The organism is Paenibacillus sp. FSL R7-0163 (assembly GCF_037969975.1).
GTDB lineage: Bacteria > Bacillota > Bacilli > Paenibacillales > Paenibacillaceae > Paenibacillus_AQ > Paenibacillus_AQ odorifer.
In genome coordinates this window covers 1794625-1817821 of sequence record NZ_CP150224.1, presented here as the reverse complement: position 1 = coordinate 1817821, position 23197 = coordinate 1794625, and the positions used below count along the sequence as shown (strand labels likewise).

The window sequence follows — 23197 nt, the reverse complement described above, 5'->3', positions numbered from 1 at the left end:
TTCTCCTCCATTTCGTTATCACTCTTGATTTCGAACCTCTTCAGCTTCATCTTGACACTCAATAACTGTGATGTTCTTCTGATCTAGAACTTCTCTGATCTCGATTGGAAGCTCTCGATTTGTAATTAAAATATCAATGAAGTCAAAGTCTAGCCGATAAAAGGATTTGGCATTAAATTTGGTGTGATCGGCTACTAAAATCACTTGATCAGATCTTCGAGCCATTTCTCTTTTTACCCGCGCATCTTCTTCATAAGGATAATAGAGCCCATCAGCACAGATCGCCGACGCTCCAATAAAGGCTTTATCCGCACGAATTTCACTAAGTTTATCGATAATGGAAGAACCATATAACAAGCGGTTTTTCACATTCAAGTAACCACCAAGTACATAAATTTGCAGATCCTCACGATGGGATAAAATCCCTACATTATCTATTGAATGCGTGACAACCGTAATATCCTGTGCACTAATTTGTTCAGCAACAAACTGTACAGTGGTCGATACGTCTAAAATCACAGTCTCACGATCTTGGATAAGCGCGGCTCCGATCTTCCCTATTCTCTGCTTACTCTCGGATTCATCGATCAAACGATCCTGGTAAGATAATAATTCTTTTTGTAATTCTGGTAACGCTAGACCGCCATGCGTCCGAACAACGACGCCCTCTTGTACTAACCTAACAATATCCCGTCGGGCAGTATCTCTTGAGACTTCAAATTGCGTACAGATATCTTGAACACTCATTGCTTGGTGTTGTTTCAAATATTCGAGTATTTTTAATAATCGTTCCTCTTGATACATAAGGTAATCCACCTCCTAAAGTCATCATAAGTCATTTAATAAGTATTTACAAGCGTTTATGAGTATATGATTAAGCATATGTAAGTATTAATACGTAAAAAAAGACGAAAGCCAGATGAATGTGCATCCGCTAACGCCTTTTTAATTTTATTTTTTTAGGATTTACTTCACAATGTCACTTCACCTTGCGGTTCCAGCTTTTTTGTATTTTTCGAATAAAAACAATCTGGCCCACATGATAAGCATTATGGGTTGTTACATTTCCGAGTACTTCCCACCATTTACTGTCTGGGAATCCTTGAACATCAGCTTCCAATTGTTCTTTCTTAATCAATTCCTGCCAATGTAAAAGAACCTCTAAAAGTTGTTTTTGCAACGCTTCGAACGTTTTCCCTTCTGCAACGACAAAGGTATTATTATTATCCACTGAAGGAACCGCATGAACACTGGCTTCTTTATACCTTGTTTGCCAAGTTTCATTCCAGTAAAGCAGATGCTGCACAATCTCAGCAATACTATTGCTTTCTTCCGTTACCTTCCAAAAAGCTTCTTCTTCACTTAAGTCTTTAACCGCCACTTCAAAGGGCACATACCAACTCGGATCATTTGCATTGGCCAGCAACTGGTTGGCTAGAACATCATAAGCATGAAACATTCTTCCTTCCCCCATTTTCCAGATAGATTATAAGCAATTTAAGTACCGCAGAATGTACGATATGGACATGCGGATTCCTCAGGAAGTGCCGAGTATTCCTCTTGTTCAGGGGAGTAGGCGTATGGGTTAGACAATGCTTGAAGTAACCTCTCCATCACATCGTAATCTTTCCGCTCTACCGCCGCCTCAAGCGCTTCTTCCACACGATGATTCCGCGGAATAATCGCAGGATTACTGGTACGCATCAGCTCCTGTGAAGAGGATTGTGATTCCTGCTGCCTGCTAAGGCGCGCCTGCCACAGCTCATTCCATTGCTTAAATTCAGGAGTGCCAAACAGATCAGCATCTTCCATTACGCCTAAAGTTAAAGACCGAAATGTATTAGTGTAGTCAGACCGATATTTTTGCATCAGTTCAAGGAGGGTATCAATCAGAGCAACATCCTCTAACTCTTCGTTAAAGATTCCCAGCTTCGCTCTCATTCCCGTTAGCCAATATTGATAGGACCGCTCCGAAAAATCTGAAATTGCCTCCTCAGCCAGCTTAATTGCCTGTGCCTGATCGTCAGCCAGCAATGGCAAGAGAGTCTCGGCAAATCTGGCGAGATTCCATGCGCCAATCCCGGGTTGATTGTGGTAGGCATAACGACCTTGCTGGTCTATGGAACTAAATACTGTCTCAGGATTGTACACATCCATGAAGGCACATGGACCATAATCAATCGTTTCTCCGCTAAGGGCCATATTATCGGTATTCATCACTCCGTGAATAAAACCTACAAGCTGCCATTTGGCAATTAGCGCTGCTTGACGTTCCATTACTTCCCGAAGCAGAACAAGATATGGATTATCTTCCACAGGAGCTTCTGGATAATGTCTTTGCAATGTGTAATCAGCCAGAATACGCAGATCCTCCACAGTCCCCCATGCAGCAGCATATTGGAAAGTTCCAACACGCAAATGACTCGCCGCGATCCGGGTCAAAACCGCCCCCGGCTGTTCCGTTTCCCGGATTAGCGACTCCCCTGTAGCTACCACCGCCAAGCTGCGAGTCGTAGGAATCCCGAGTCCATTCATAGCTTCACTGATGATATATTCGCGTAACATCGGTCCAAGCGCTGCCCGGCCATCGCCACCACGAGAGTATGGGGTTCTTCCCGCACCCTTCAACTGAATATCTACACGATCACCTTGAGGGGTGATCTGTTCGCCCAGCAGCACTGCTCGACCGTCTCCCAACATGGTAAAATGTCCGAATTGATGTCCAGCATAAGCTTGCGCAAGCGACACGGTACCTTCAGGAACTTCGTTGCCGGCAAGAATTCCAAGACCCTCCTTGCTCTGTAGTGCTGTGCTATTCAGCCCTAGAGTAGCAGCCAATGGTTCATTAAAAATAATCAGTTCCGGTTTACGCACAGGCGTTGGCTTAATTCTTGTAAACATTGATTCCGGCAGATGAATATAACTATTCGCAAAATTCCAGCCTATATCTATTTTCTCTGTCATATTATCTCCTTTTTATACCCTCAGTCTCTATGCCTTTATTAACTCAGAATAAGTTATGTTAAAATTTAATGCAAATCTTCTCGCAGACCTATGTTTTGCCGAAGTGTTACAAAGACCGCCCGGCTTCCTGCCATTTTATGCAGGAAACCGGGCGGTCTTAATTATGATGTTCTATCTTGTTTTCAACTTATTTGGAAGCTAATTCGCTCCGCCTTTGGAGAGCATAATATTGAGAATGGTCTTGTCAGTATCCGCCAGCCCTTCCTGAACCAAACGCTCCATGTTGCGGATGGTATCTTCCACCTCTTCGAAAATCACACCATCCTTGGTTGTAGGAGCAATGTTGTTCATAGCTAGTGTGGCTGCCTGGATCGCCGTATTGGTGGAGGTGGAAATCTTCAGCGCACAGGTAGAATTCGCACCGTCACAGATCATACCTGACAAAGAAGCTATCGTATTCTGTATCCCATGCTTGATCTGCTCAAGACTGCCGCCCATGAGATAAATGATCCCGCTATTTGCTCCTACTCCCCCTGCAATCCCTGAACCACATAATGGGGACAACCGCCCGATATAATGTTTGATGTGCACAGTGACCAGATTGCTCAGTGCAAGCGCCCGAGCTAGCATTTCTTCATCTTTGCCCAGCAATTCCGCCAGAGCTATAACGGGAAGCGTACAGGCGATGCCTTGATTACCACTGCCCGCAGTTGTCATCACAGGCATTGCACTGCCATCCATTCGAGCATCTGAAGCCGCTGCGGTAGCCGCGATAATTCTGTTCGCTACATCATTGCCGAACAGATTCACCGCAGATTGCTGATTCATTTTCTTACCTACCTGCAAGCCATAATCGCCTCGCAATCCCTCATCAGAGATCGCTTTGTTCATCCGCGCTCCTTCCAAGAGAAAGCTAAGCTCTGAAAAAGGAGCGGTACAGATAAACTCGAATATCTGATCAACTGAGCCCGCATACTCTTCCGTGTCGGAAAGACCAGGCTTGCCACAGTCGGCTTTTGAATTCCGGGGTGTTATTTTCTCCCCGTCCAGAGCCAAATATTCTATATGGGTGTGCTCTCTGGCAATAATGGCAGTCGCCGTATGGTTCTGCGTAAACAACTGGGCTTCAATATATAATTTCTCAGGAGTGTCCTTTATCTCCACTTTTAGCAGCTTTCTATCCAGCAGGTCATTTGCCATCTTCAACTCAGCCTGTGTCAGACCTGACAGAATTTCCAGTTCCTTGTGAGAACGGCCGACCACCGCTCCAAGGGCTGCTGCGATGGGCAGGCCTGTCTGGCCTGTCCCGGGAATGCCCACTCCCATTGCATTTTTGATAATATTACCGCTGAGATGCAGCTGAATCCCCGTAATTTCTTCCTCGAGAAGCTCTGCCGCCAAGGAGACGGCATACGCAACTGCAATCGGCTCCGTACAGCCTTCTGCCGGTACGACTTCCTTGTGTAAAATTTCCAATAAGTTGCTCATGTATGCATTTCCCCCTTCTCTCTCCTGTTGGAGTTATTTATATATAGTAACTCAGAGAGAAGTTTCAGGGAATCCTTTTTCTTAGGAATCACTCCTTCATCCCCCTAATATAGTGTAGGAAAGAAAGGCGGGATGCACGTGAGTAAGAGGAATGAGCAAGGGCAAAGGGCGATCTTTCTAGCTGCAGTCTGCGGGCAGACCTATACACAATTTTCAAATATAGATGGAGTTTTCGTCATTCCATTAGATTATCAGCTATGTCATCCCATTGAAGCACAATCCTTCAATAATGTATGGGAACGTTTCGGCTTTATTTTGGAGTCTCCACAAGAGATTATTATTGCCTTTCGGGGAACCAGTACGACGACCAATTGGATATCCAACGTCCTCGCTTCACAGGAACGGTTCAAATATCTTAAAGAAGACTCTCTCACCCATCGTGGCTTCACCAACATTTATTCTTCAGCTCGGGATGGCATCTTCTCTACGCTCTCCAAGCTATCTCCCGACAAGACCTTATACATTACGGGCCACAGCCTCGGTGCAGCGCTCGCCACCTTATGTACCTTAGATATTGCGGCAAATACCTCTTACACCTCACCTAACCTCTATACTTATGGTTCCCCACGGGTAGGCGATCCGGACTTCGTTAATATTTTCAAACAATATGTGCAGAAGAGTTACCGGTATGCCAATCTTTTTGATGTTGTAACCTACGCACCTCCGCATGTCTATAAGCTCCCCAAACGGGAAAAAAAGTATTATTACAATCATGTCCATACTTTTAACTCACTGTCTTTCCAAAATGGATCTGCAAGTGGTAATCACGTAATCAGCAGCTATTTCGCCGAGCTCTCCAAGCTCCAACCGGAATTCGCTCAAGAATTATGTATAACGAACCCTGGATTCTGTCCTCTCGTGGCTACGAAAGCAGAAGTATAATGTGAACCCAAAAAGGAGGTGCCCAACAAGCCATATGCTGGCTGCCGAAACACCTCTTTTCTTCGTATGATTCGATGCCATCAGCAGTTACAAAGTCACTAACAGACTCCATTGACACTAACAGCAGTATATTTCCACTTTAAAAATCCCAGCGGACTCCATGGCCACTATTGGTATAAAAAACACCTAATATAAGTCACTTTCTAACGAATAGCTGCACTGGAGTCCGAAATGCTGTAAAAAAGCGATTATTCAGCAATTAACGTCATATGGGTTAGAAACCGGTACGAATGAGACTAGGTCAGAATATAAAATAAACTAATACCACACCCAGGACTAACAGAATAAGTGAAACTATGTGCTGTTTCGTATGTTTTAGAAACTTCCAGTCGATAAACGACTGAAACCCTATTGCAACTATTATAACTACAATCCAAAACCACTTCATAACCACACCCTCTGGGCCATCGGCAATTATGATCACAACCCCCGTAATTAATCCCACAAGTGCAAGTATAAGCTTCACTTTTATATTAAGCTCATAACCTTCTTCCGGAAGTTTTTCTTTGTCCGGGCTAACAATCCATATCCTTAGAAACAGGTTAGAAAAAGCAAGGATTATAAGTATAAGTCCAATTTTCACTTTCGTTCACCTCCACCCTTATATAGAATTCATTCGTATTTATTTCTGATCATTAGTTCTTTGATTTCTTTTAACTCATTTAATATTTCTTTTGATAGTTGCGTACTTCTAGAGTTATCGATGCCTACTTTAATCACAAATATTCCAAGCAACAAATAGATGATTAGCATTACGATGATCCCCAATTTATGTTCACTCCTCTTTTTTTGTTTATTTCCTTAAAGATATTGTTAGCATTAGATTAATATTATTCCCATGATACCATAATAAGGATATCTAATTAACACTCAGGAGCTTGCCGTTGGCTTGACAAATGATCAGCATATTCGCTAAAATATACTATATCTTGATAATCAAGATAATTGATTTACGAGATTTTTTCCATGAGGGAACGCGATTAATCTTAACTGAAAAGAGGGAACACAATGGCAGTACTTATTCTATACGCTACAAAATCTGGAGCAACAGAACAATGTGCAAAAGTATTATCAGAAGAGCTACCTCAGAGCAAAATTTGCAATATAGAATTAGAGAAGCCAAATATCGAGGCATTTGATAGCATTATTTTAGGGGCAGGAGTAAGAGATGAAAAAATATATAAAGCCATTCGTGACTTTATCAAAAAAAATAAAGATGAGTTACTGACTAAGAAGATGGGCTACTACATTTGTAACGAGAAACCCAAGAAAACCGAAGAATTAATAGAGAAAAATTTCCCTGATGATCTGAAAGAAGCTGCGATTTGTATTGAATCTTTTGGAGGTTATAAGGCCTATAAGGCTCCAAAGGAAGGTACTGATCAGCTCAAAGGGATATTGGTAGATAAAATAAAAGAATTCTCACAAAATTTCAAATAAAAAATCCTGTTACCAAGACGAAAATCTTGATAACAGGATTCTTTTTTTATATACGTTTATTGCGCCTTGAGGGTCACTTCAAACTTCGCACCGACATCACCTACAAATACAATTTTGCCGTTGCTAGGAAGTTTGACTTGCTTAAGACCGCTAATGGTAAAGTAATTCACACATACACCATTCTCATCATAGACGGCAAAGGAACTCTTGGTTGGCAGCTCTACTGTCATTATCTTACCTGTTGCGGTTTCAGGAACTCCATACCATCTAGCATATCCATCTGATTGGATCGTTACCATAGATTGCGGGCCTGCATAAATCGGTTTAACCGCATCTTGATGTATAAATAATTGATTGCCAATCTTTAAATACTCCACACCATTTTTCTCTTCAAAAATAAGATCCGCAAGATCGCGTCCAGCGATGGTTGGAATTTGCACGGTCATTTCTGCTTTATTAGGCCCAGTTATTTTATTCGAGCCCATATAACCAGGTGCGTCAGGGAACATAGCGATTCCAGCTACCGGCATACTCATGTAATATTGGGAGCTGTACTTCTCGCTGACATCAAAATACAATTTCCCTTGACGCTGCTGCCAAGCAGTAGTGACCTCTTGAGATAGGGCATTAGGTTCAAGCTTCTCAGCTGCATATTGGATAACGGCAGTTTCACCAAGTCCTGGAATTACCCCATACCCTTGACTCCAAAGATAGATACGGCCATTGCTCTCCTTCACAAAGCTAACTTTACTTGTACCCTCGGCATCTAAAAATTCACCGTTCGAATTATATGAAAATTTCTGCGCTGGCATTGTAGGAGCTATAATCGAAGATATACTCAATTCCCCAGCTTTACTAACTTCTATCTTCATTAGTTGCGTAGAATCACCATAGACACCCGCATAGTTTACCAATTCTTGCGGCATATCCTCTTTGTTCGAAGCTTTAAAGGTAGGTGTAGCTTTCAGTTCCTTAATAACTCCCTTTTCCTGTAAGGCACTGAGTAAAATTTCGTTGGCAAGCATCTGGTCCGTTGTACTTGCTCCGCCAGAAGATATTACTGCTGCTGCCATCCGTTGTTCGGGCAATACAACTAATGAGGTATGATACAGACCCGTATCTCCCCCCTTTGTCAAAGCCTTGATTTCGTACTGGTTAAATGGATATAAGTTCACACTGTCCCAGCCTAATCCATAAGCTAACGAATTATCTGTTCCCTTAGGCCATATTCCACGCTTATATTCCTCTTGTTCCATCGCTTTCACAGACTTTTCTGACAAAATGCCAGTCGATTGGCCCGTAAAAATAGTTGCAAAGCGCACCAAATCCTCTGCAGTGGAATAGATACCACCTGTTCCAATCACGTTAATGGTTTCTTTGGGTAAAGCTGCTGAGTAGGTAGCATTGTAGACACTAGCCAGCTGAGAAGAAGCTACAGAATCTACAGGCGTTTTCGTATGTTCAAGCCCTAGAGGTTCTGTGAAATTTTGATGAATGAATGTGGTAAAGTCCGTACCGCTGACCTTTTCAACAATCAACTCAGCCAGCGTAAATCCATCATTACAATATACTGAGTAGGCACCTGGATCGGCCTTCAGACGTTGTGTTGACAACGTTTCTAGTAAACTATCTTTTGCAATAGGATCAGAATCATTAAATAAAAAAGAATTGGATAAGTTCGAGCCAGCAAGACCTGAGGAATGATTCAACAGCATCCGTACAGTGATTTGCTTATACCGAGGATCTTCCATCGTAAAATTATTCAAATAAGATACGACTGAACCGTCCAAGTCTACTTTCCCTTGCTCAACAAGCTTCATAATAGAAGCTGTTGTATACATTTTACTCGTTGAGCCAATTCCATACATCGTTGTAGCGCTTGGTGCTGTCTTACTCTCCACATGACTATATCCAGATTGACCGCTCACAACGATATTATCGCCATCAATAAGAGCATATTGGAGACTAGTCGTTCCCAGCTTTTCCGTTAAGAATGCTGCCTTCTCTGCTGCCACCTTCTGAGTGTTCACATACGTTTGCCCTTTGCCGCTATCTGCTGCTAATGCACTCGTAGGGACATACATTACCAGTAGAAGCAATGCAACTAATAGGGATGCCAAATTCTTCTTCATACATAACCTCCCGATATGAAATCGTCATCCTTTAAAGGATAATTTATCCATGGAGTAATGTAAAGGAAGTTTGCAATATTGGGACCATGTATCTAATCTACTAATTCTACTTTATCTCCGATTCGAATTTGCCCAGTTTTGATTACTGAAGCATAAACTCCAAAATGCAAATCAAACTCTTTATGCAGTTTTTTCAAAAGCACTGGGTCCTTCTGGAGACTATCCGGGTCCATCGTAATCACAACACATCTCTCACAAAAACTATCTACCTGTAGCTGTGCGTCCCCAATGTTAAGCCGGCGTCCAATCCAATCTCCTTCAAAAAGAGAATCATCATTCAGCGCAATAACAAAATTCCCGCGAAAACGCCGTGGATCCAAGGAATGCCCCCAGGTTGCTTCCATTTTTTTTAAGCTGGCATCCGTAATGAGTAGAATACTAGCGCCATCCACGGATAGGAGCTGCGGATGTTCTGGCTGAGGATGTGCAGCTTTTAGACCAGACATAGTGATTGGAGTTTTGGTTTGGCTTTGGATTTCTTCCAATAGATTATCATCCCATCCAAAGGTTCGCCCGTCTGATGCCGTTACATGGATTTGTCCATCTATAAATTGCGCTTGATAGGTAAGCATATTCGGAATATTTCTAGCGGTGATATATTTTCGCCAGCCCTCTTTTGACTCATCGTAAAAGGAGCAAAAACGGTCACCAAGCATTCCATACGGTTCAATCATACAGCTTTCTAAATTCTCACCCGCAAATGACTTGACCGGGTAACGATTAATTCCTTGAATTTCACCAACAACTGATAACATGATACAACGCCTCCACTTGTCTTAAAATGCAACGTATCTTCCCATTCTACCTGATTTTATTTAACTGTTGTATGAATATCTAATAACCCAGAAATTTTATATGTTTTATTGAGTTATATGTTTTATACTATGACTGTTGGATATATTGCATTTTGAGATAACACTCACTCCCCTATAAAGAAGAGAGGTAACCTGCTGTGCGGACAAATGATTTTCAAGGTTTTGACTTTGTTTTTACCCAAGCCGTGATGGGTATGGCCCTTATTTCGCTTGATGGAACGTTCCTAAAACTGAATTCAGCATTATGCGACCTCTTGGGGTATGATGAAAACGAGTTAACGACACCCTCTCCAACCGTCCGTACCCTTCTAGATCAGATTCATAAATTCATTTCATTAGGAAGCTCTCTTCCATCTACGAGTACTGATCCGCAGAGACTCGAATTAGATTATTTCCATCCAACCGGACACCGGTTATCTTTAAACGTCTCCATATCTATCCTTCCGGATGACAATGGTGAACCCATATTTTATCTTACTCAATTCGAGAATAAGACCCTGATCAGGGAGATGGAGACTCAGCTTCAGGTTGTGAAGACCCATCTACTTGAAAAAGAGAGCTCTTTTCTACAGCTGCTGGAGGAACTGCCTCAGCCCGTGCTTATCACTAGGGGAGGGATTGTTCTATATGCAAATTCGGCAGGTTTACAATTAATCCATGCAGAAAGCCTAGATCAAGTGCTTGGTCTATCGACTATGGATATTGTAGACTACTCTAATTATGAAATTCTCTCAGAACGAAGAAAGAAATTCAACACTGATAGAACAACAGGTTCTGTCTGCTACCTGATTAATTGTTTAAATAACCAGCAGAAATATGTGGATGGAATTACATTGCCAATCATTTATGAGGGAAACGAAGCGTACATTGGCATATTCAAAGATATATCCGAGCAAGTATTGGAAGATGAACGACTGATACAGTCCGAGAAATTATCTACAGCAGGACAGTTAGCCGCTGGAATCGCTCATGAAATACGGAATCCTCTTACAGCCATTAATGGCTTTATGAAGCTACTGCGCTCTTCCGAGCGGATGAATGATAAATATATTTCCATTATTGAGTCAGAATTGAAACGCATCGAGTTCATCGTCAACGAACTGCTTGTCTTATCTAAACCCCAAACCACTCATATTAGTAAACCAGTGGATTTATTGTCTTTGCTGGAACAAGTCACCACACTAATGAATGGACAAGCTGCCCTAAAAAATCTCAAGATCCTCCCTGTCTGTACTGATCAATCCATTTGGATTAATGGTGAGGCTTATCAGATGAAGCAGGTATTTATTAACTTACTTAAAAATGCGATGGAAGCAATGAATCATGGGGGAAACATCTATATTCATGTGCAAACCTATGACAGAGAAGCCCGAATCAGTGTGCAGGATGAAGGCTGTGGGATGACAGAGGAACAGATCAATGCCCTCGGCAAACCATTTTATACGACCAAAGAAACAGGAACAGGCTTAGGTTATATGATCACACAAAATATTATACATAATCATGGCGGAGCGATCTCTGTAGAAAGTATTCTGGAGCAAGGAACAACTTTTACTGTGAGTATTCCAACGATCATTACACCTGAGGAACCTATCATGTAGAAGATGTGGTATCGCAACATCATGCAAGAATGCCCCTAATTTTCACAATATAATGGTTATACATAATTGGAAAAGAAGGTGCAGCAATGACTCGTGAAGTTCGAACTGTAGTTTTCGATCATGACTTAAAATTTGAGGCGTATCGATTCGAAGGTATTATGCAGAAGTTTCCCAACCATTTTCATGACTATTATGTCATAGGTTTTATTGAACAAGGAAAGAGACATCTGCTATGTAACCAAGAAGAGCATATTCTTAACAGCGGAGATGTGGTCATCTTTAATCCGGCGGATCCCCATGCCTGTGAACAGATAGACGGGAGAACGCTTGACTATCGCTGCATCAATATTCAGCCGGAAGTCATGCGTGAGTATGTGCTAGAAATTACCGGCATAGACTACTTACCGCGGTTCACACACAATGTTCTCTACCAAAGTGAACTGTCGAGCCCTTTACACGATCTGCACCAAATGATATTAGAGGATCAATCCGATTTTCAAAAAGAAGAGTTGTTTCTATTTCTCCTGGAGCAGCTTCTGAGAGAATACACGGAGACAGAAACCCTCTGTCCCGCTCAAGAGCCTACTTCTGAAATTAAAATCATTTGCGAATACATAGAGTTACATTATGCGCAGAACATTACGCTGAACCAGCTAAGTGAATTGAGCGGCTTAAGTAAATATCACTTGCTGCGTTTATTTACCAGACAGAAAGGAATATCACCTTACCGTTACTTGGAAACCATTCGCATTAACCACGCAAAAAAACTTTTAGAACAAGGAATATTGCCAATAGAAGTGGCCTCTCTAACCGGTTTCAGTGATCAGAGCCATTTCACAAATTTTTTCAAAAGACTCATAGGCTTAACCCCTAAGCAATATATGCGTATATTTGTTCAGCAAACGGGAGTAAAGTCATCAACGGAACTTACGATATGATAAATCAACGCAAGATTAACACAGGACATCTGCTGGCATTACTTACGATTTTAATCTGGGGAACCACCTTTATCTCCACTAAAATACTGTTAAAAGACTTTACGCCTGTGGAAATTCTGTTCTTCCGTTTTCTTATTGGGTACTTTGTACTGTTACTGATCTATTCACGTCCAATCCGAACTACATCCTTTAAAGAGGAATTACTCTTTATCTCAGCAGGTCTTTGTGGGGTCACGTTATATTTTCTTATAGAAAATATTGCCCTAGTCTATACCCTTGCATCCAATGTAGGTGTGATTGTCTCCATCGCTCCATTTTTCACGGCGGTGATCGCTCATTTCTTTTTAGAAGAAGAGAAATTTCGTAGGCAGTTTATTATAGGATTTTTGATAGCCTTGGCAGGAATTATATTAATTGGGCTGAACGGGAGTTTTCTTCTGCAGCTGAACCCCATCGGTGACTTGCTGGCATTGCTGGCACCTGTGGTTTGGGCAATTTATTCAGTGTTGATGAGAAAAATAAGCGTATTAAAGGTTCATACTATAGGGGCTACCCGCAGAGTATTTTTCTATGGTCTGCTGTTTATGCTGCCTGCTCTGTTTCTGTTTGATTTTCAGCTAGGTCCGAGTAGATTTAAAGAAATTTCAAATGTAGCTCACCTGCTTTTCTTAGGTCTGGGTGCCTCGGCACTGTGTTTTTTGACTTGGAATAAAGCTGTAGGGATTCTAGGGGCTGTAAAAACAAGTGTATATATCTATATTGTTCCTGTAATTACAGTGGCAGCTTCCGCCCTTGTTCTGAATGAAAAGATCACCTGGGCAATCCTAACGGGAACTTTTTTAACGCTCACCGGTTCTTATATTTCCGAACGCAAACCTAAATAAACAAAATATCTTTAACATTTAATAAAAAGAAGCCCCAGCAGCGTGATGCATACTGGAGCTTCTTTAAGTTTCATTCCATACTCAGAACAACGAGACAGGAATAAGCTTTCTTCCTCCCTTGATCAGGGTTGATTCCAGCATGTCCCCTTTGACGCCTCCAAAATAAAGCTGCCAATACACGCCAAAACGCACGCTGACATCATTCTTGACAAGCTCCGGCGGCGTAACAATCAGCCATTGGAATTTGAGTGCCTTGGAAATTTCGAAGACGGGGTCAAGCACGTTATTGGAGACCATTTCTCCGAAAGGATTGTCATATAAAAAGACCGTCCAGCCTTTATTCTCACGATTCACCCGTTTATGCGTCATGATCATCATTGCGACCAGCAGCTGTACAGATTGACGTTGCCCCCCACTGCCGACAGCTTCATCCAGTGCGCCGCGATTAATAATCTCCCAGTCCGAATAATGATAATCTTCCGGTGCGGCGTAGAGGAAATAATTCTCCGTTACCGGTTTATACACCTGAAGAACTGGAAAGCGGTTCTGCAGCGCCGCATAGACAATTCGTCCGTCATTAATAACCTCTTTGATTACCAGTGCCGGCACTTGTTCTATCTTTGGATACTTTTTGAGCAATTCATTGATACATTGATTGAAGTAGTCACTCACCATCGGCTCTACCTCATCGCTTGTTCTTGGCACATTGATATTCTTGTAATTCAGACGTACCAGCGGGAAGGCATAATTATTCTCGTTATGAATAATCATCCGGCGTTCCATTCGCTTCATAATATCAATGATTTGTACCACACGTAGAGAAGCCCGGCCTACCCACATCTTGCGGGAGAGATCCATGCCTTCCTTATCGCTTTGAATGCTCTCGATCTGATCACGCGAACTGCGTAGCATGGAATCTAGGACTTGCAGTGCAATAGAGAAATTATCCCAATGGACCGTATTCAATCGATCTAGAATCTTGGTCTCCAGTTCGGAGTTCCGTTCATTTTTCGCAAGTTTTTCGGTTAATGAATTTTTCTCTTCCTTCACCTTTTTGGAGATTTCATCCTGTCTAATCCGGCTATCCTTGATGCGGAGAAGCCAGTCGGCTACTAGAGGCTCGCAGCTTTCTCTAACCCTCAGCGTTATTTCTTCTGGTACACTCCGTAGGTTGACGCGATCCTCAATATGCGCATTCATTATTTTGATTTGATTGGATAAAGTCTGGATGAGGACATCCATTCGATCCAAGGATCTTTTACACTGGTTAAGCATAAGCTCATTCGCTTGGCAGCGCTCCTGAATTTCTGTCTCCTTATCCTCTAGCGCCTCATTCCAAAGCTCCACGGCACGTTCATGTTTCTCCTTGATACCCTTCTCTACTTTGCGCAACTCTTTCTGCAAGTTCTCCAATTCAGTCTGGCAGCGGATGTAACCGTCGTGAACAATCTGATAGTCTTCCTCTAACGAAGTAGTATCCGTCTTTTGGCGATTTCTTGCAGCCATAATAGACTCGGACGTTTCCGTAGGTTCAGTCGCCTTCCGCCAATTCACATCTACTTGATTCAGGCTGGATTCAAGCTCAGCCAGATTCTCGCTTGCTGCCTTAATCTGTGCAGCTCTTGTCCGAACTTCCAGCTCATTTTCGGTAAGTGATTGCTGCAGGCTTTCAACGGTACTGAGCTGCTGCAAGAGAAGATTCTGCTCTACAGGATCTACAGGTATGACTTCTCCTTCATCAGAAAGCTGGCGATCTGTTGGGAAAACAATCTCAGGAAACCATCGTTGCAGTCTAGGGAACATCGCATATTCGGTTTCTCTCGTCCATTTATTGCGTTGTCCGCTCAAGCTTTCCATTTGCACCTTTAGGTGTTCAAGCTGCTGATCTTTACCTGCTAACTCTTTACTCACCAGATTCTTTCGTTCGATTATTTTTTGTTTTTCCTTATAATCTTGTTCCTGTTTCTTCGTCCGTTCAATCCAAGCTTGCAGAACCCCCGCTCTCTGCTCATGCTCCACACTTAGAGCTTTGTTCTCCGCGAGCTCCCGTCCGATCCGGGTAAGCGTCCCTTCGTTCTCATTCATCTCATTGCTCAGATTGATAATGCTCTGCTGAAGTTCAGCCTGCAGTTTAATAAGGGCCTCATGCTTGGTTGTAAGCGTCATGGTATTCTCGTTTTGGAATAAACGTTCATATTCCTGACGCACCGATTTTAACTTAGATAAATAAGCTTCAGAGTCCTGAAGGATCTGCTCCTGTTCTTTGAGCTTCCCCTGAATACTACTCTTCCAATCCTGGAAACGATCCGGCTGCAAGACCATTTGCGGCCCTTGATTCGCAAAAAGCATGAAGGATGCTTGATGCGAAGCTGCCATCTCTTCACGGATAAAGATCGGCACCGCTGATTTCAGCAAGGTGTCCTTCATCAGTTCCGGCTGAATTTTATCAGCTTCGCGCCGGGTCAAAATCAAACTATATGGAAGTAACGGATATTGCTCCAGTTCTTCCTCACGTTCAAGATACGGACGGTCATTTAAGTAGGAACTACCTAGCGTTGATTGAATCTTTAACGAATCGAGTGTATCTTTGACCGTCAGAATATCTGAATTGGGTAGCCAGTAGGATTGGTTCTGTAGTTCCACATCCATGAGCTGATTATAGTAATCCCTTCTGGAACGTTTAGTCTGTTGCTCTACTTCATCTATTTTTCGGATAAAACGTGCCGGGATAACATCTTGTTCTTCAAAAAGGCCAGTAGCTCCTAAACGATTATGCTCTTCATACATTTCCAGCAGTACAACGAGCTGTGACCATAATTGGGATTCTTTCTGAGTCTGTGACTCAAGCAGAACCCCAAGCTCGTCCGCTTCACGCTCATAAGAACGCCGTTTCTCACTCAGCTCAGCATGACTCTTATGCAGTGCCAGCTTCCGAATCTCTTCCTGCTTGTGCTGTTCTTCCAAGTCTCCAATGTCTTGAAGAATCGTTTTGGCCGCTGAGACCGTACGCTGCAGCGCAGCTGCCGGAGAATGGGCGGCATCCTGCCCATATTGGGCTGCGAATGCTCCGAGTTCTTCCGTATATTGCCGAATAGATAAGGTCAATTCATTGATCTGATTATCCAGCCCCGCCAGCTCTACCAAGAAACTTTCCCTTTCCTTGCGCAATTCCCTTTCTTCCGCCGTCAGGTCTTGCTGCGCTGTCTCAAACTCTCTAATCGTTTGCTGCCAGAGATTAAACACCACATCCCACTGTTTCCGCAGCTGTTCCTTGGCTGCCTGAATGACCTCTTGCCGTTCTTTCATCTCCAGAGAACCTTCGATAGCTTGAATTTCTTTTTGCCACTGCTCAATTTGCCGGGTATGGAGCAAACGTTTAGCCAGAAAATAAGCTACTTCAAGCTTCTTCTCTTGCGCTTTGGAATCCTCCAACCGACCACGCGCACGGCTCTGATCATCACTGAGCTTCTTAAACTCTTCTTGCTTCAGTTCCGTTTCTTCCTTGCTGCGTAAGTATTTAAGATTGTCTGTCTCAAAGCGCAGTTGCTTCGCATCCTGATAACGTCCAGCCAGTTCATCAGCAATCTTACTTCGCTCAACTTCTGCATTTCTCTGCTCTTCATAGATAACCGTATAGATTTGGCGTCCACGTAGTTCAGTTTCTTGTACTACGTTTTCCGCCTCCACGCCAAGTTTCACCAGCTCATAAAGCGGTGCGGCCATACCAAGAAACTCTGAATAGACCTGCTCCCGCTGTTCAAGCATCGGCAAGCGCTGAGCCACTGTTGCTGTATCGATAAACATCCGCTGCAGCGTATTGTCGTCTTCCTTTAATCCTTCATTCAGACTAGATCCGATTTCAGGAATAATCAGCTTTTCGAACAAGTTATGATTGGTGAAGGCATCATTCTTTTTAAAATAACCTTTGATACCGCCCTCTTCACCATTGATCCGCCGCATATTACGCCACTCGGCGATATGGATATCCCGGATAGCCAGGAAGTCATAATATCTTTTCAAATCCGAGCTATGGCTGCCAAAAGGTACAATCTCCCCCCGCCGATCGCGTACAAATTGCTGGATCGTTTCAAAACTCGTAGGTTCAGCAGTCACTTCGTCAAATAACGGCAACGTTGATAGCGTAAGTTCAGCCGCTTCACCGTAATCTGTAAGCGCGTACAGCAAGTAATCCACTTTGATATCCTGCTGATCAAGCGAATTATGTGCCGTCATAGCGATTCCCGTAGTCATATACTCATTGCGCTCATTGTTGTCGAGATGCCATTCGATAGCTACGTGAAAAGTGTACGGTTTAAGTTGTTTTTTATGATTATGAAAAAAAGCCTCAACCTGGTTCTCACTGTCTTTGCCCCATGGTGTTTTGGGCATTAACAGCTGAAAAATGGATTGCAGCAGTACTCCCTTTCCACCGCCATTCATGAGCGTAATAAGCGTATTAGCGGGTCCCTCTTCGTTGCAGAGGTCCAGAATCATATCGTCGTATTTCTTGAGCATCTTCTCGTATTTAAGTCCTGTAATTCGTATGCGTTCAATCCGCGGCATAGGTAGCACCGTCTTTCTCAGCTAAAGTTCTTCCAATGAGGCTCTTTAATTCCTGGTATCGATCGACATCATGATATAAATAACGCATTCTCTCATACAGCTCTTCCCGAGGAAAGATACGCTTCTCTGTCTCAGAGATGAATACGAGCTTCTCCTCTTCCAGAAGTTTCATGCCTTCATGGATCAGTCCAATTCGTGAGCCTGCGCCTCTGGTCAGAAGATCGCTTTCTTCCTGACTCTTAGTCTGCATGTACAGACTGGTCCATACCTTAGACATCGCTTGGATATCAAGCTGCCACTGCTGGCTAAATCGCCCATCCTCATCCATCTGAATCCACGTCTGAAAGAGCGAGGACACCTGATCAGCAATTTGAATATAGGACATACTGTCCTGCCCCGACTTAAAATGAGTCTCATCCTGATCCATTTCGGCCAGAAAAACCAGAATAATAATATTGATAATATGTAAGTGTGTTTTACGCTCAACACGTGAATATTTGTTCTTTAACTGGGTGAAATTGGTTGCAAACACTGACCCCAGCGGATTAACTAGCAGATGGAGACGGTGCCCGGAATTCATCACCCGACAGCCCCCTTCTTTGGCAACATACTGAAGTGCATCATAAGTTCCTGCATCCTGAAGGCATTCTGCCGCTGCAGGGTCATCAAGAGGAATTACTTTTTTACGGAGCAATTCAAAAAATAGCCGCGAAGCTTGCTGTACCTGTTCTAATGTATAACTCATGTTAGTAACTTCTCACCTCTCCACAATCGTAATCATATATGGACTCATATCCAGACCAGGACACCGTACCCTTGAGGCTGGTTCTGGAGCAATGCTCGTCCGCAGCGTTTTGCCGCGTAAACTCTCCAACAGAAGATCTTCTGCAAGCACATATTGGATTAGCTGTTGGCATTCATCAGAAACGCCGCTACCACCTTCTGGTGCCTGTTCCTGCACTAAAAAATCTGTATGAAAAAACTGCACCCACAGATCAACAGCATCCGGTGTGTTTGCCCACCCTGTCAGTTCTTCGGCGGAAAAAGCGTCTGCAGTAAAGGTAAAGCTTCCCTGCTCAGCCAAGGCAGTAAAAACCGGCTTCCACAGATCCACTACTTTTGCCCATGGGATACCTTTAGGAATATATTGAACAGGCTCTGCGTCCACCTCATCTTCGAAATCATCCATCACTAAGTCAGGGATAAACCCTACCTCTTGTTCCTCCCAAGCCCAAGGAAGCGGATAAACGAAGTCCTGATTCGGAGCGAATAATCCGCTGAGCAGCAGTTCAAGACTGTCACCACTTGGCAGACCCTCTTCTTTCACCCATTCCTCCCATACGTGAGTACGGAAGTTAAACCCGGCTGCTCCCCAGAATAATTCAGGAAAGTTCAATCTTAAATTGGTCTCCATCTCAAAAATATTCAACACTACCTCAGCCAGCTCATCGTGTACACGCCTAGAAAGCTCGACTCGTTCAGAGAGAATACGGATCTCATTGAAGTCGATTACGTCTTTCTCATCATTGGCCAGCCTGGCCAGAGAACGGTGAATACTATCAAAATGTTTGCGTTCCTCCTCGAACTGATGATGAATCTCTTCGAGTCGCTGATGCCGAGCCACTCCGAATTCACTAAAAATATGCTTCGGATTGCGGCGTAACGCATTGCGGTATTCTTGCTGTTGCTGGGTCATCTTACGGACACGGGAGATCAGTTCATTAACATCCTGAAGAGCCCGAGTTACGCGCCCATGTTTAATATGCATTTGAATCTCGAGCAGTTTGATGCTGATCTGAAATTCATCAATAATCTCATGGCTCATAAAAATAAGCTCCATTGCATATTCGGAGAGACGATAGATGGTTCTTCCATTCTCTTCCCAACTGCTGCGGGTCGCATCCTCGTCCACCGTGAAATACTTATATTTCTGCACGGACATTTGCCGGGTCACATCATCATAGAAAAAGGATTCGAAATCTCCACCATTCCCGCTCCACAATAAACCGTCCACGAGACGCTCTACGGATTCGGTAGTCCCAAGATTGGCGATATTAAAACGTTCCAGTGCAGTCCAAGTAAGTTCTATAATATCCTCTTTGGATCTTCTCTCATTCGATTCTAACTCCAGATAATAGACTTGCAGCAGAACGCTTAAAGATACCATTTCTTTGTAAGGTTGGATTTCGCCAAGGTTCATGCCAGCCCCCAAATTCCACAGGGGATTCAATCGTTTGTTTCGTTCGCCAAAATCCGACCAATTCATCTTTCTGCTAACCTCGCCATCACTTCATAATTTAAAATTTCCTGCGGAACTCTCCGGTCCTCTTCTCCCTGTACGGACAACGCCATACTTATTCTCGATCACCCTCACTAAAAGAAATAAAACCCCTATACATCCTGTATAGGGTTCTGAAACACGGGAATATATGTTTCTATTATAACAATCCTTCGAAGCTTATGCTATTTTTGTTAAACAAAATAATAGATTCTAGCCGGATGACAAAAGATCGCAGAATTACAGGGAGAAATCCCCTGATTTTTCTCTTGAAGCTTCATTAACCCTTATGGACTAAGCAAAAAAAGGCTGCCCCAAAAACCATGAATTGGCTGAATGAGACGGCCCTTTTTTATTAACTACTCAGCAACTCCTTGCGTAAACGCCATACAATACTGCTCAAGTGGGCTATTAGGTAGAGGAATGACTTTAACCGTACGGAAATGATAATGCTCATAAATGGGCAAGTTGCTCGGCGTCTGTGTCTCTAACGTGCATAATGTATTGTTCACACGACATTCCGCGAGCAGCGGTGTCATGATTTTTGATACATATCCTTGGCCTCGATATTGTTCTTGCACTGCAAGCATATCCAAATGTTTAACCTTCTGATCCCCAAACATTGATAACCATAAAGAACTCATACTACGCAAAATAGATAAACCACGTATAAATCCTCGCACCCCAATGATTCGGCAGATCGGTAATGACTTGATGATCGCAAGGACTATCTGTTTCATATACCTGACGTTCGAAATCAATGTCCCTGTCTGACGCTCCAAATGGAACACTAAAGCCACTGCTTCAAAGTTAGTAGAAGTCGTTAGTAAATCCGAATATGGATACAACATCTCAATGTAACGATGAAAAAAAATATTCAACACGCGTAATCTGGTTGATTCATCAGGCAAGATATGCTGATATAAAGGATCATTTTTAGCAAATGCTTCGGCCAGAACACTGGCTGCTCTCGGAATATCATGCTTCTGAATTTTTAGTAATGTACTACAAATAGTTCCACCTCATTTAATAGTCTTACGAATTAGTATAACTCGTCCAATTGAATATGGCACGATGGTTCTATTGTCATTTCTTTATTGAATACGATATGATTGAAAAGATTACAAAAATACTGGGAGGTAAAATGGAAGATATTATACTGTGGCTTAAATACTTGTTTCTAGGGTTTGTTCAAGGGGCAACTGAGCCAATCCCCGTCTCTTCGAGCGGCCATTTGATCATCGCACAGAAATTGCTAGGCTTAAAACAAAATGGGCTATCATTTGAAATCTTAACAAATACGGCTTCACTAATCGCGATTTGTTTTATTTTCCGTAAAGATATCGGAAGATTGATCACTGGATTCGTTCAATTTATTCTGACCCGCAAAGAGGAATATAAGTCAGATTTCCTGTTCTCTTTGTACATCATCATCGGTACCTTGCCTGCGGTAATCGTTGCTTTACTCTTCAAGGATCAGATTGAGGATATCTTCTCGTCAGTTCATACCGTATCCATCGCCTTGCTGGTTACGGGGGTAGCTTTATGGTTGATCCGTAACCTTCGCGGCCGTAAACAAGATGGTGACTTAAAAGCGAAGGATGCAGTTATAGTCGGACTTGCCCAAGCAGTCGCCCTTATTCCTGGGATAAGCCGCTCTGGTGCAACTGTCATCTCTTCCATCGCTGTGGGAATGAAGCAAGAAACTGCTTTACGCTTTTCTTTTATGCTTTATATTCCTGTCAGTTTGGGCGGACTTGTTATGGGCGCATCTGATATTGCCCACGATCCTAACCGCTCGCAGCTAGCAATTCCATACTTGATTGCATTTATTACTACACTTATCGTTACTTATTTCTCCATGCGCTGGTTTATGGGGATTATGGCTAAAGGTAATTTGAAGTATTTCTCTTATTACTGCTTCTTAGCTGGGATACTTCTCCTCATCTTTATGTAAGCACATAATTTCAAGCAAAAAACCTCATGACAATCTCTGAGATTACAGAGAAAGCCTGAGGTTTTTTTCATACTATTTCAACATGGATATTACTTCATCGCTCGACCGGATCTTACCTATACGAGGGAAGATAGTTTTGCATACATAATCATGCTCTTCTTTAGTCATCGCGGTCATAGCGTCTTCTACTAAAACTTGATGATAACCAAGCTGATAAGCTTCTCTAGCAGTAGTATCCACACCAATCGAGGTAGAAATACCACATAATACGATCGTATCTATTCCGCGGCGCCGTAACTGCAAATCAAGATCTGTACCGAAAAATGCCCCCCACTGACGTTTGGAAATCAGATGTGCATTTTTGATATTCGCTAATTCTGGCACGATGTTGTCCCAACCTTCTGGATAGGTGACAGAATTCATTTGTAAATCAGTTTTAGGTTTAAGCATATCTTGCCCATCTAGCCATGACACCCTCACTAGAACAACAAATCCTCCTTTCTCCGTAAAGGATTGAGCTAATTTGCAGGCATTCTCAACCACCTGAGCACTTGTATGCGGCCCCTGCTTTGGACTGAGGACAATTCCTTGTTGCAGGTCGATCACGACTAGCGCCGTTTTACTTGCCTCAATACTTTCAGATACTAAGCTTGTTAATTCTTCCATGGTCTTCTCTCCGATTACTATCAATTTTTGTATACTACAATTACCCTATATTACCCAATAGGTGTCCCATTAGGTAATTTAATATCTGGCTTCAAGAGAACCACATCCCCTTTATCCGGTATTCCTCCAAGAACTAATACTTCTGATAGGAAACCCGCTATATTTCGAGCAGGGAAGTTAACTACCCCAATGATTTGTTGCCCTACAATCTCTTCAGGCCTATATCGTTTAGTAATCTGTGCACTTGATGTTTTGCTTCCGATATCTGGTCCAAAATCAATTTGGAGTTTAATCGCAGGTATTTTTGCTTTTGCAAAAAACTCCGCTTTAATAATCGTTCCAACACGAACATCAAGTTTCAAAAAATCATCAATAGTTACCATTTTCCATCCCCCTATACATATTTCCG

General features: G+C 42.8%; 19 protein-coding genes. 6 read left to right on the top strand and 13 right to left on the bottom strand.

Annotated features, from left to right (window positions below):
- Positions 1–18 precede the first annotated feature (18 nt).
- The 4 genes from NST45_RS08020 to NST45_RS08005 all read right to left on the bottom strand — a co-directional run bounded on the left by NST45_RS08020 (position 19) and on the right by NST45_RS08005 (position 4452).
- Complete coding sequence (locus tag NST45_RS08020) at positions 19–804, bottom strand: DeoR/GlpR family DNA-binding transcription regulator (RefSeq protein WP_038572168.1); 786 nt, start codon at positions 802–804, stop codon at positions 19–21.
- Between the two features lie 175 nt (positions 805–979).
- On the bottom strand, positions 980–1459 hold the full coding sequence (locus NST45_RS08015; RefSeq protein WP_076141053.1) for a DinB family protein: 480 nt from the start codon (positions 1457–1459) through the stop codon (positions 980–982).
- A gap of 38 nt (positions 1460–1497) precedes the next feature.
- Complete coding sequence (locus tag NST45_RS08010) at positions 1498–2964, bottom strand: YdiU family protein (protein WP_076141054.1); 1467 nt, start codon at positions 2962–2964, stop codon at positions 1498–1500.
- Positions 2965–3162: 198 nt separating this feature from the next.
- The gene (locus tag NST45_RS08005; RefSeq protein ID WP_076134465.1) at positions 3163–4452 is read right to left on the bottom strand and encodes an L-serine ammonia-lyase, iron-sulfur-dependent, subunit alpha; all 1290 of its coding nucleotides are present in this window, start codon (positions 4450–4452) and stop codon (positions 3163–3165) included.
- Between the two features lie 132 nt (positions 4453–4584).
- On the opposite strand from NST45_RS08005, the gene NST45_RS08000 reads away from it, so the two are divergent.
- On the top strand, positions 4585–5394 hold the full coding sequence (locus NST45_RS08000; protein ID WP_076100244.1) for a lipase family protein: 810 nt from the start codon (positions 4585–4587) through the stop codon (positions 5392–5394).
- A 301-nt stretch (positions 5395–5695) separates the two neighbouring features.
- Here the strand turns inward: NST45_RS08000 and NST45_RS07995 are convergent, their stop codons facing one another.
- Positions 5696–6037, bottom strand: a complete 342-nt coding sequence (locus NST45_RS07995; protein ID WP_076100242.1) for a DUF4181 domain-containing protein — start codon at positions 6035–6037, stop codon at positions 5696–5698.
- Between the two features lie 425 nt (positions 6038–6462).
- On the opposite strand from NST45_RS07995, the gene NST45_RS07990 reads away from it, so the two are divergent.
- Positions 6463–6894: a flavodoxin domain-containing protein gene (locus tag NST45_RS07990; protein ID WP_076100240.1), complete on the top strand. Its 432-nt coding sequence runs from the start codon at positions 6463–6465 to the stop codon at positions 6892–6894.
- A 56-nt stretch (positions 6895–6950) separates the two neighbouring features.
- On the opposite strand, the gene NST45_RS07985 is transcribed toward NST45_RS07990, so the two are convergent.
- Both NST45_RS07985 and NST45_RS07980 read right to left on the bottom strand, forming a co-directional pair.
- A complete protein-coding gene (locus NST45_RS07985; protein WP_036688865.1) occupies positions 6951–9026 on the bottom strand; it encodes a serine hydrolase domain-containing protein in 2076 nt (691 codons plus the stop codon).
- Between the two features lie 92 nt (positions 9027–9118).
- Positions 9119–9841, bottom strand: coding sequence for an MOSC domain-containing protein (locus NST45_RS07980; RefSeq protein ID WP_339825354.1), 723 nt, complete (start codon positions 9839–9841; stop codon positions 9119–9121).
- A gap of 197 nt (positions 9842–10038) precedes the next feature.
- Between NST45_RS07980 and NST45_RS07975 the strand changes: the two genes are divergently transcribed.
- The 3 genes from NST45_RS07975 to NST45_RS07965 all read left to right on the top strand — a co-directional run bounded on the left by NST45_RS07975 (position 10039) and on the right by NST45_RS07965 (position 13324).
- Positions 10039–11502, top strand: coding sequence for an ATP-binding protein (locus tag NST45_RS07975; protein ID WP_254924513.1), 1464 nt, complete (start codon positions 10039–10041; stop codon positions 11500–11502).
- Between the two features lie 86 nt (positions 11503–11588).
- On the top strand, positions 11589–12440 hold the full coding sequence (locus tag NST45_RS07970; RefSeq protein WP_076100236.1) for an AraC family transcriptional regulator: 852 nt from the start codon (positions 11589–11591) through the stop codon (positions 12438–12440).
- Complete coding sequence (locus NST45_RS07965; RefSeq protein ID WP_256721438.1) at positions 12440–13324, top strand: DMT family transporter; 885 nt, start codon at positions 12440–12442, stop codon at positions 13322–13324. Before NST45_RS07970 ends, NST45_RS07965 begins: the two co-directional genes overlap by 1 nt.
- An 81-nt stretch (positions 13325–13405) precedes the next feature.
- Here NST45_RS07965 and NST45_RS07960 read toward each other — a convergent pair whose 3' ends face one another.
- From NST45_RS07960 to NST45_RS07945, 4 genes are all read right to left on the bottom strand, one after another.
- On the bottom strand, positions 13406–17887 hold the full coding sequence (locus tag NST45_RS07960) for a hypothetical protein (RefSeq protein ID WP_339825349.1): 4482 nt from the start codon (positions 17885–17887) through the stop codon (positions 13406–13408).
- Complete coding sequence (locus tag NST45_RS07955; RefSeq protein WP_036688875.1) at positions 17874–18632, bottom strand: DUF6063 family protein; 759 nt, start codon at positions 18630–18632, stop codon at positions 17874–17876. Before NST45_RS07955 ends, NST45_RS07960 begins: the two co-directional genes overlap by 14 nt.
- A gap of 12 nt (positions 18633–18644) precedes the next feature.
- On the bottom strand, positions 18645–20153 hold the full coding sequence (locus tag NST45_RS07950) for a hypothetical protein (protein ID WP_141118456.1): 1509 nt from the start codon (positions 20151–20153) through the stop codon (positions 18645–18647).
- Between the two features lie 371 nt (positions 20154–20524).
- A complete protein-coding gene (locus NST45_RS07945; RefSeq protein ID WP_249267676.1) occupies positions 20525–20905 on the bottom strand; it encodes a GNAT family N-acetyltransferase in 381 nt (126 codons plus the stop codon).
- Positions 20906–21309: 404 nt separating this feature from the next.
- On the opposite strand from NST45_RS07945, the gene NST45_RS07940 reads away from it, so the two are divergent.
- Positions 21310–22122, top strand: a complete 813-nt coding sequence (locus NST45_RS07940) for an undecaprenyl-diphosphate phosphatase (protein ID WP_036688882.1) — start codon at positions 21310–21312, stop codon at positions 22120–22122.
- A 72-nt stretch (positions 22123–22194) separates the two neighbouring features.
- On the opposite strand, the gene NST45_RS07935 is transcribed toward NST45_RS07940, so the two are convergent.
- A complete protein-coding gene (locus NST45_RS07935; RefSeq protein WP_076141057.1) occupies positions 22195–22788 on the bottom strand; it encodes a hydrolase in 594 nt (197 codons plus the stop codon).
- A gap of 50 nt (positions 22789–22838) precedes the next feature.
- Positions 22839–23171, bottom strand: a complete 333-nt coding sequence (gene csaA / locus NST45_RS07930) for a chaperone CsaA (RefSeq protein ID WP_038572193.1) — start codon at positions 23169–23171, stop codon at positions 22839–22841.
- Positions 23172–23197: the final 26 nt, after the last annotated feature.

Bases quoted from the DNA above. Each gene is read 5' to 3' on its own strand.
- NST45_RS08020 (WP_038572168.1), bottom strand. From the start codon at position 804: ATGTATCAAGAGGAACGATTATTAAAAATACTCGAATATTTGAAACAA.
- NST45_RS08015 (WP_076141053.1), bottom strand. From the start codon at position 1,459: ATGTTTCATGCTTATGATGTTCTAGCCAACCAGTTGCTGGCCAATGCA.
- NST45_RS08010 (WP_076141054.1), bottom strand. From the start codon at position 2,964: ATGACAGAGAAAATAGATATAGGCTGGAATTTTGCGAATAGTTATATT.
- NST45_RS08005 (WP_076134465.1), bottom strand. From the start codon at position 4,452: ATGAGCAACTTATTGGAAATTTTACACAAGGAAGTCGTACCGGCAGAA.
- NST45_RS08000 (WP_076100244.1), top strand. From the start codon at position 4,585: ATGCACGTGAGTAAGAGGAATGAGCAAGGGCAAAGGGCGATCTTTCTA.
- NST45_RS07990 (WP_076100240.1), top strand. From the start codon at position 6,463: ATGGCAGTACTTATTCTATACGCTACAAAATCTGGAGCAACAGAACAA.
- NST45_RS07985 (WP_036688865.1), bottom strand. From the start codon at position 9,026: ATGAAGAAGAATTTGGCATCCCTATTAGTTGCATTGCTTCTACTGGTA.
- NST45_RS07980 (WP_339825354.1), bottom strand. From the start codon at position 9,841: ATGTTATCAGTTGTTGGTGAAATTCAAGGAATTAATCGTTACCCGGTC.
- NST45_RS07970 (WP_076100236.1), top strand. From the start codon at position 11,589: ATGACTCGTGAAGTTCGAACTGTAGTTTTCGATCATGACTTAAAATTT.
- NST45_RS07960 (WP_339825349.1), bottom strand. From the start codon at position 17,887: ATGCCGCGGATTGAACGCATACGAATTACAGGACTTAAATACGAGAAG.
- NST45_RS07955 (WP_036688875.1), bottom strand. From the start codon at position 18,632: ATGAGTTATACATTAGAACAGGTACAGCAAGCTTCGCGGCTATTTTTT.
- NST45_RS07950 (WP_141118456.1), bottom strand. From the start codon at position 20,153: ATGAATTGGTCGGATTTTGGCGAACGAAACAAACGATTGAATCCCCTG.
- NST45_RS07945 (WP_249267676.1), bottom strand. From the start codon at position 20,905: ATGAAACAGATAGTCCTTGCGATCATCAAGTCATTACCGATCTGCCGA.
- NST45_RS07940 (WP_036688882.1), top strand. From the start codon at position 21,310: ATGGAAGATATTATACTGTGGCTTAAATACTTGTTTCTAGGGTTTGTT.
- NST45_RS07935 (WP_076141057.1), bottom strand. From the start codon at position 22,788: ATGGAAGAATTAACAAGCTTAGTATCTGAAAGTATTGAGGCAAGTAAA.
- csaA (WP_038572193.1), bottom strand. From the start codon at position 23,171: ATGGTAACTATTGATGATTTTTTGAAACTTGATGTTCGTGTTGGAACG.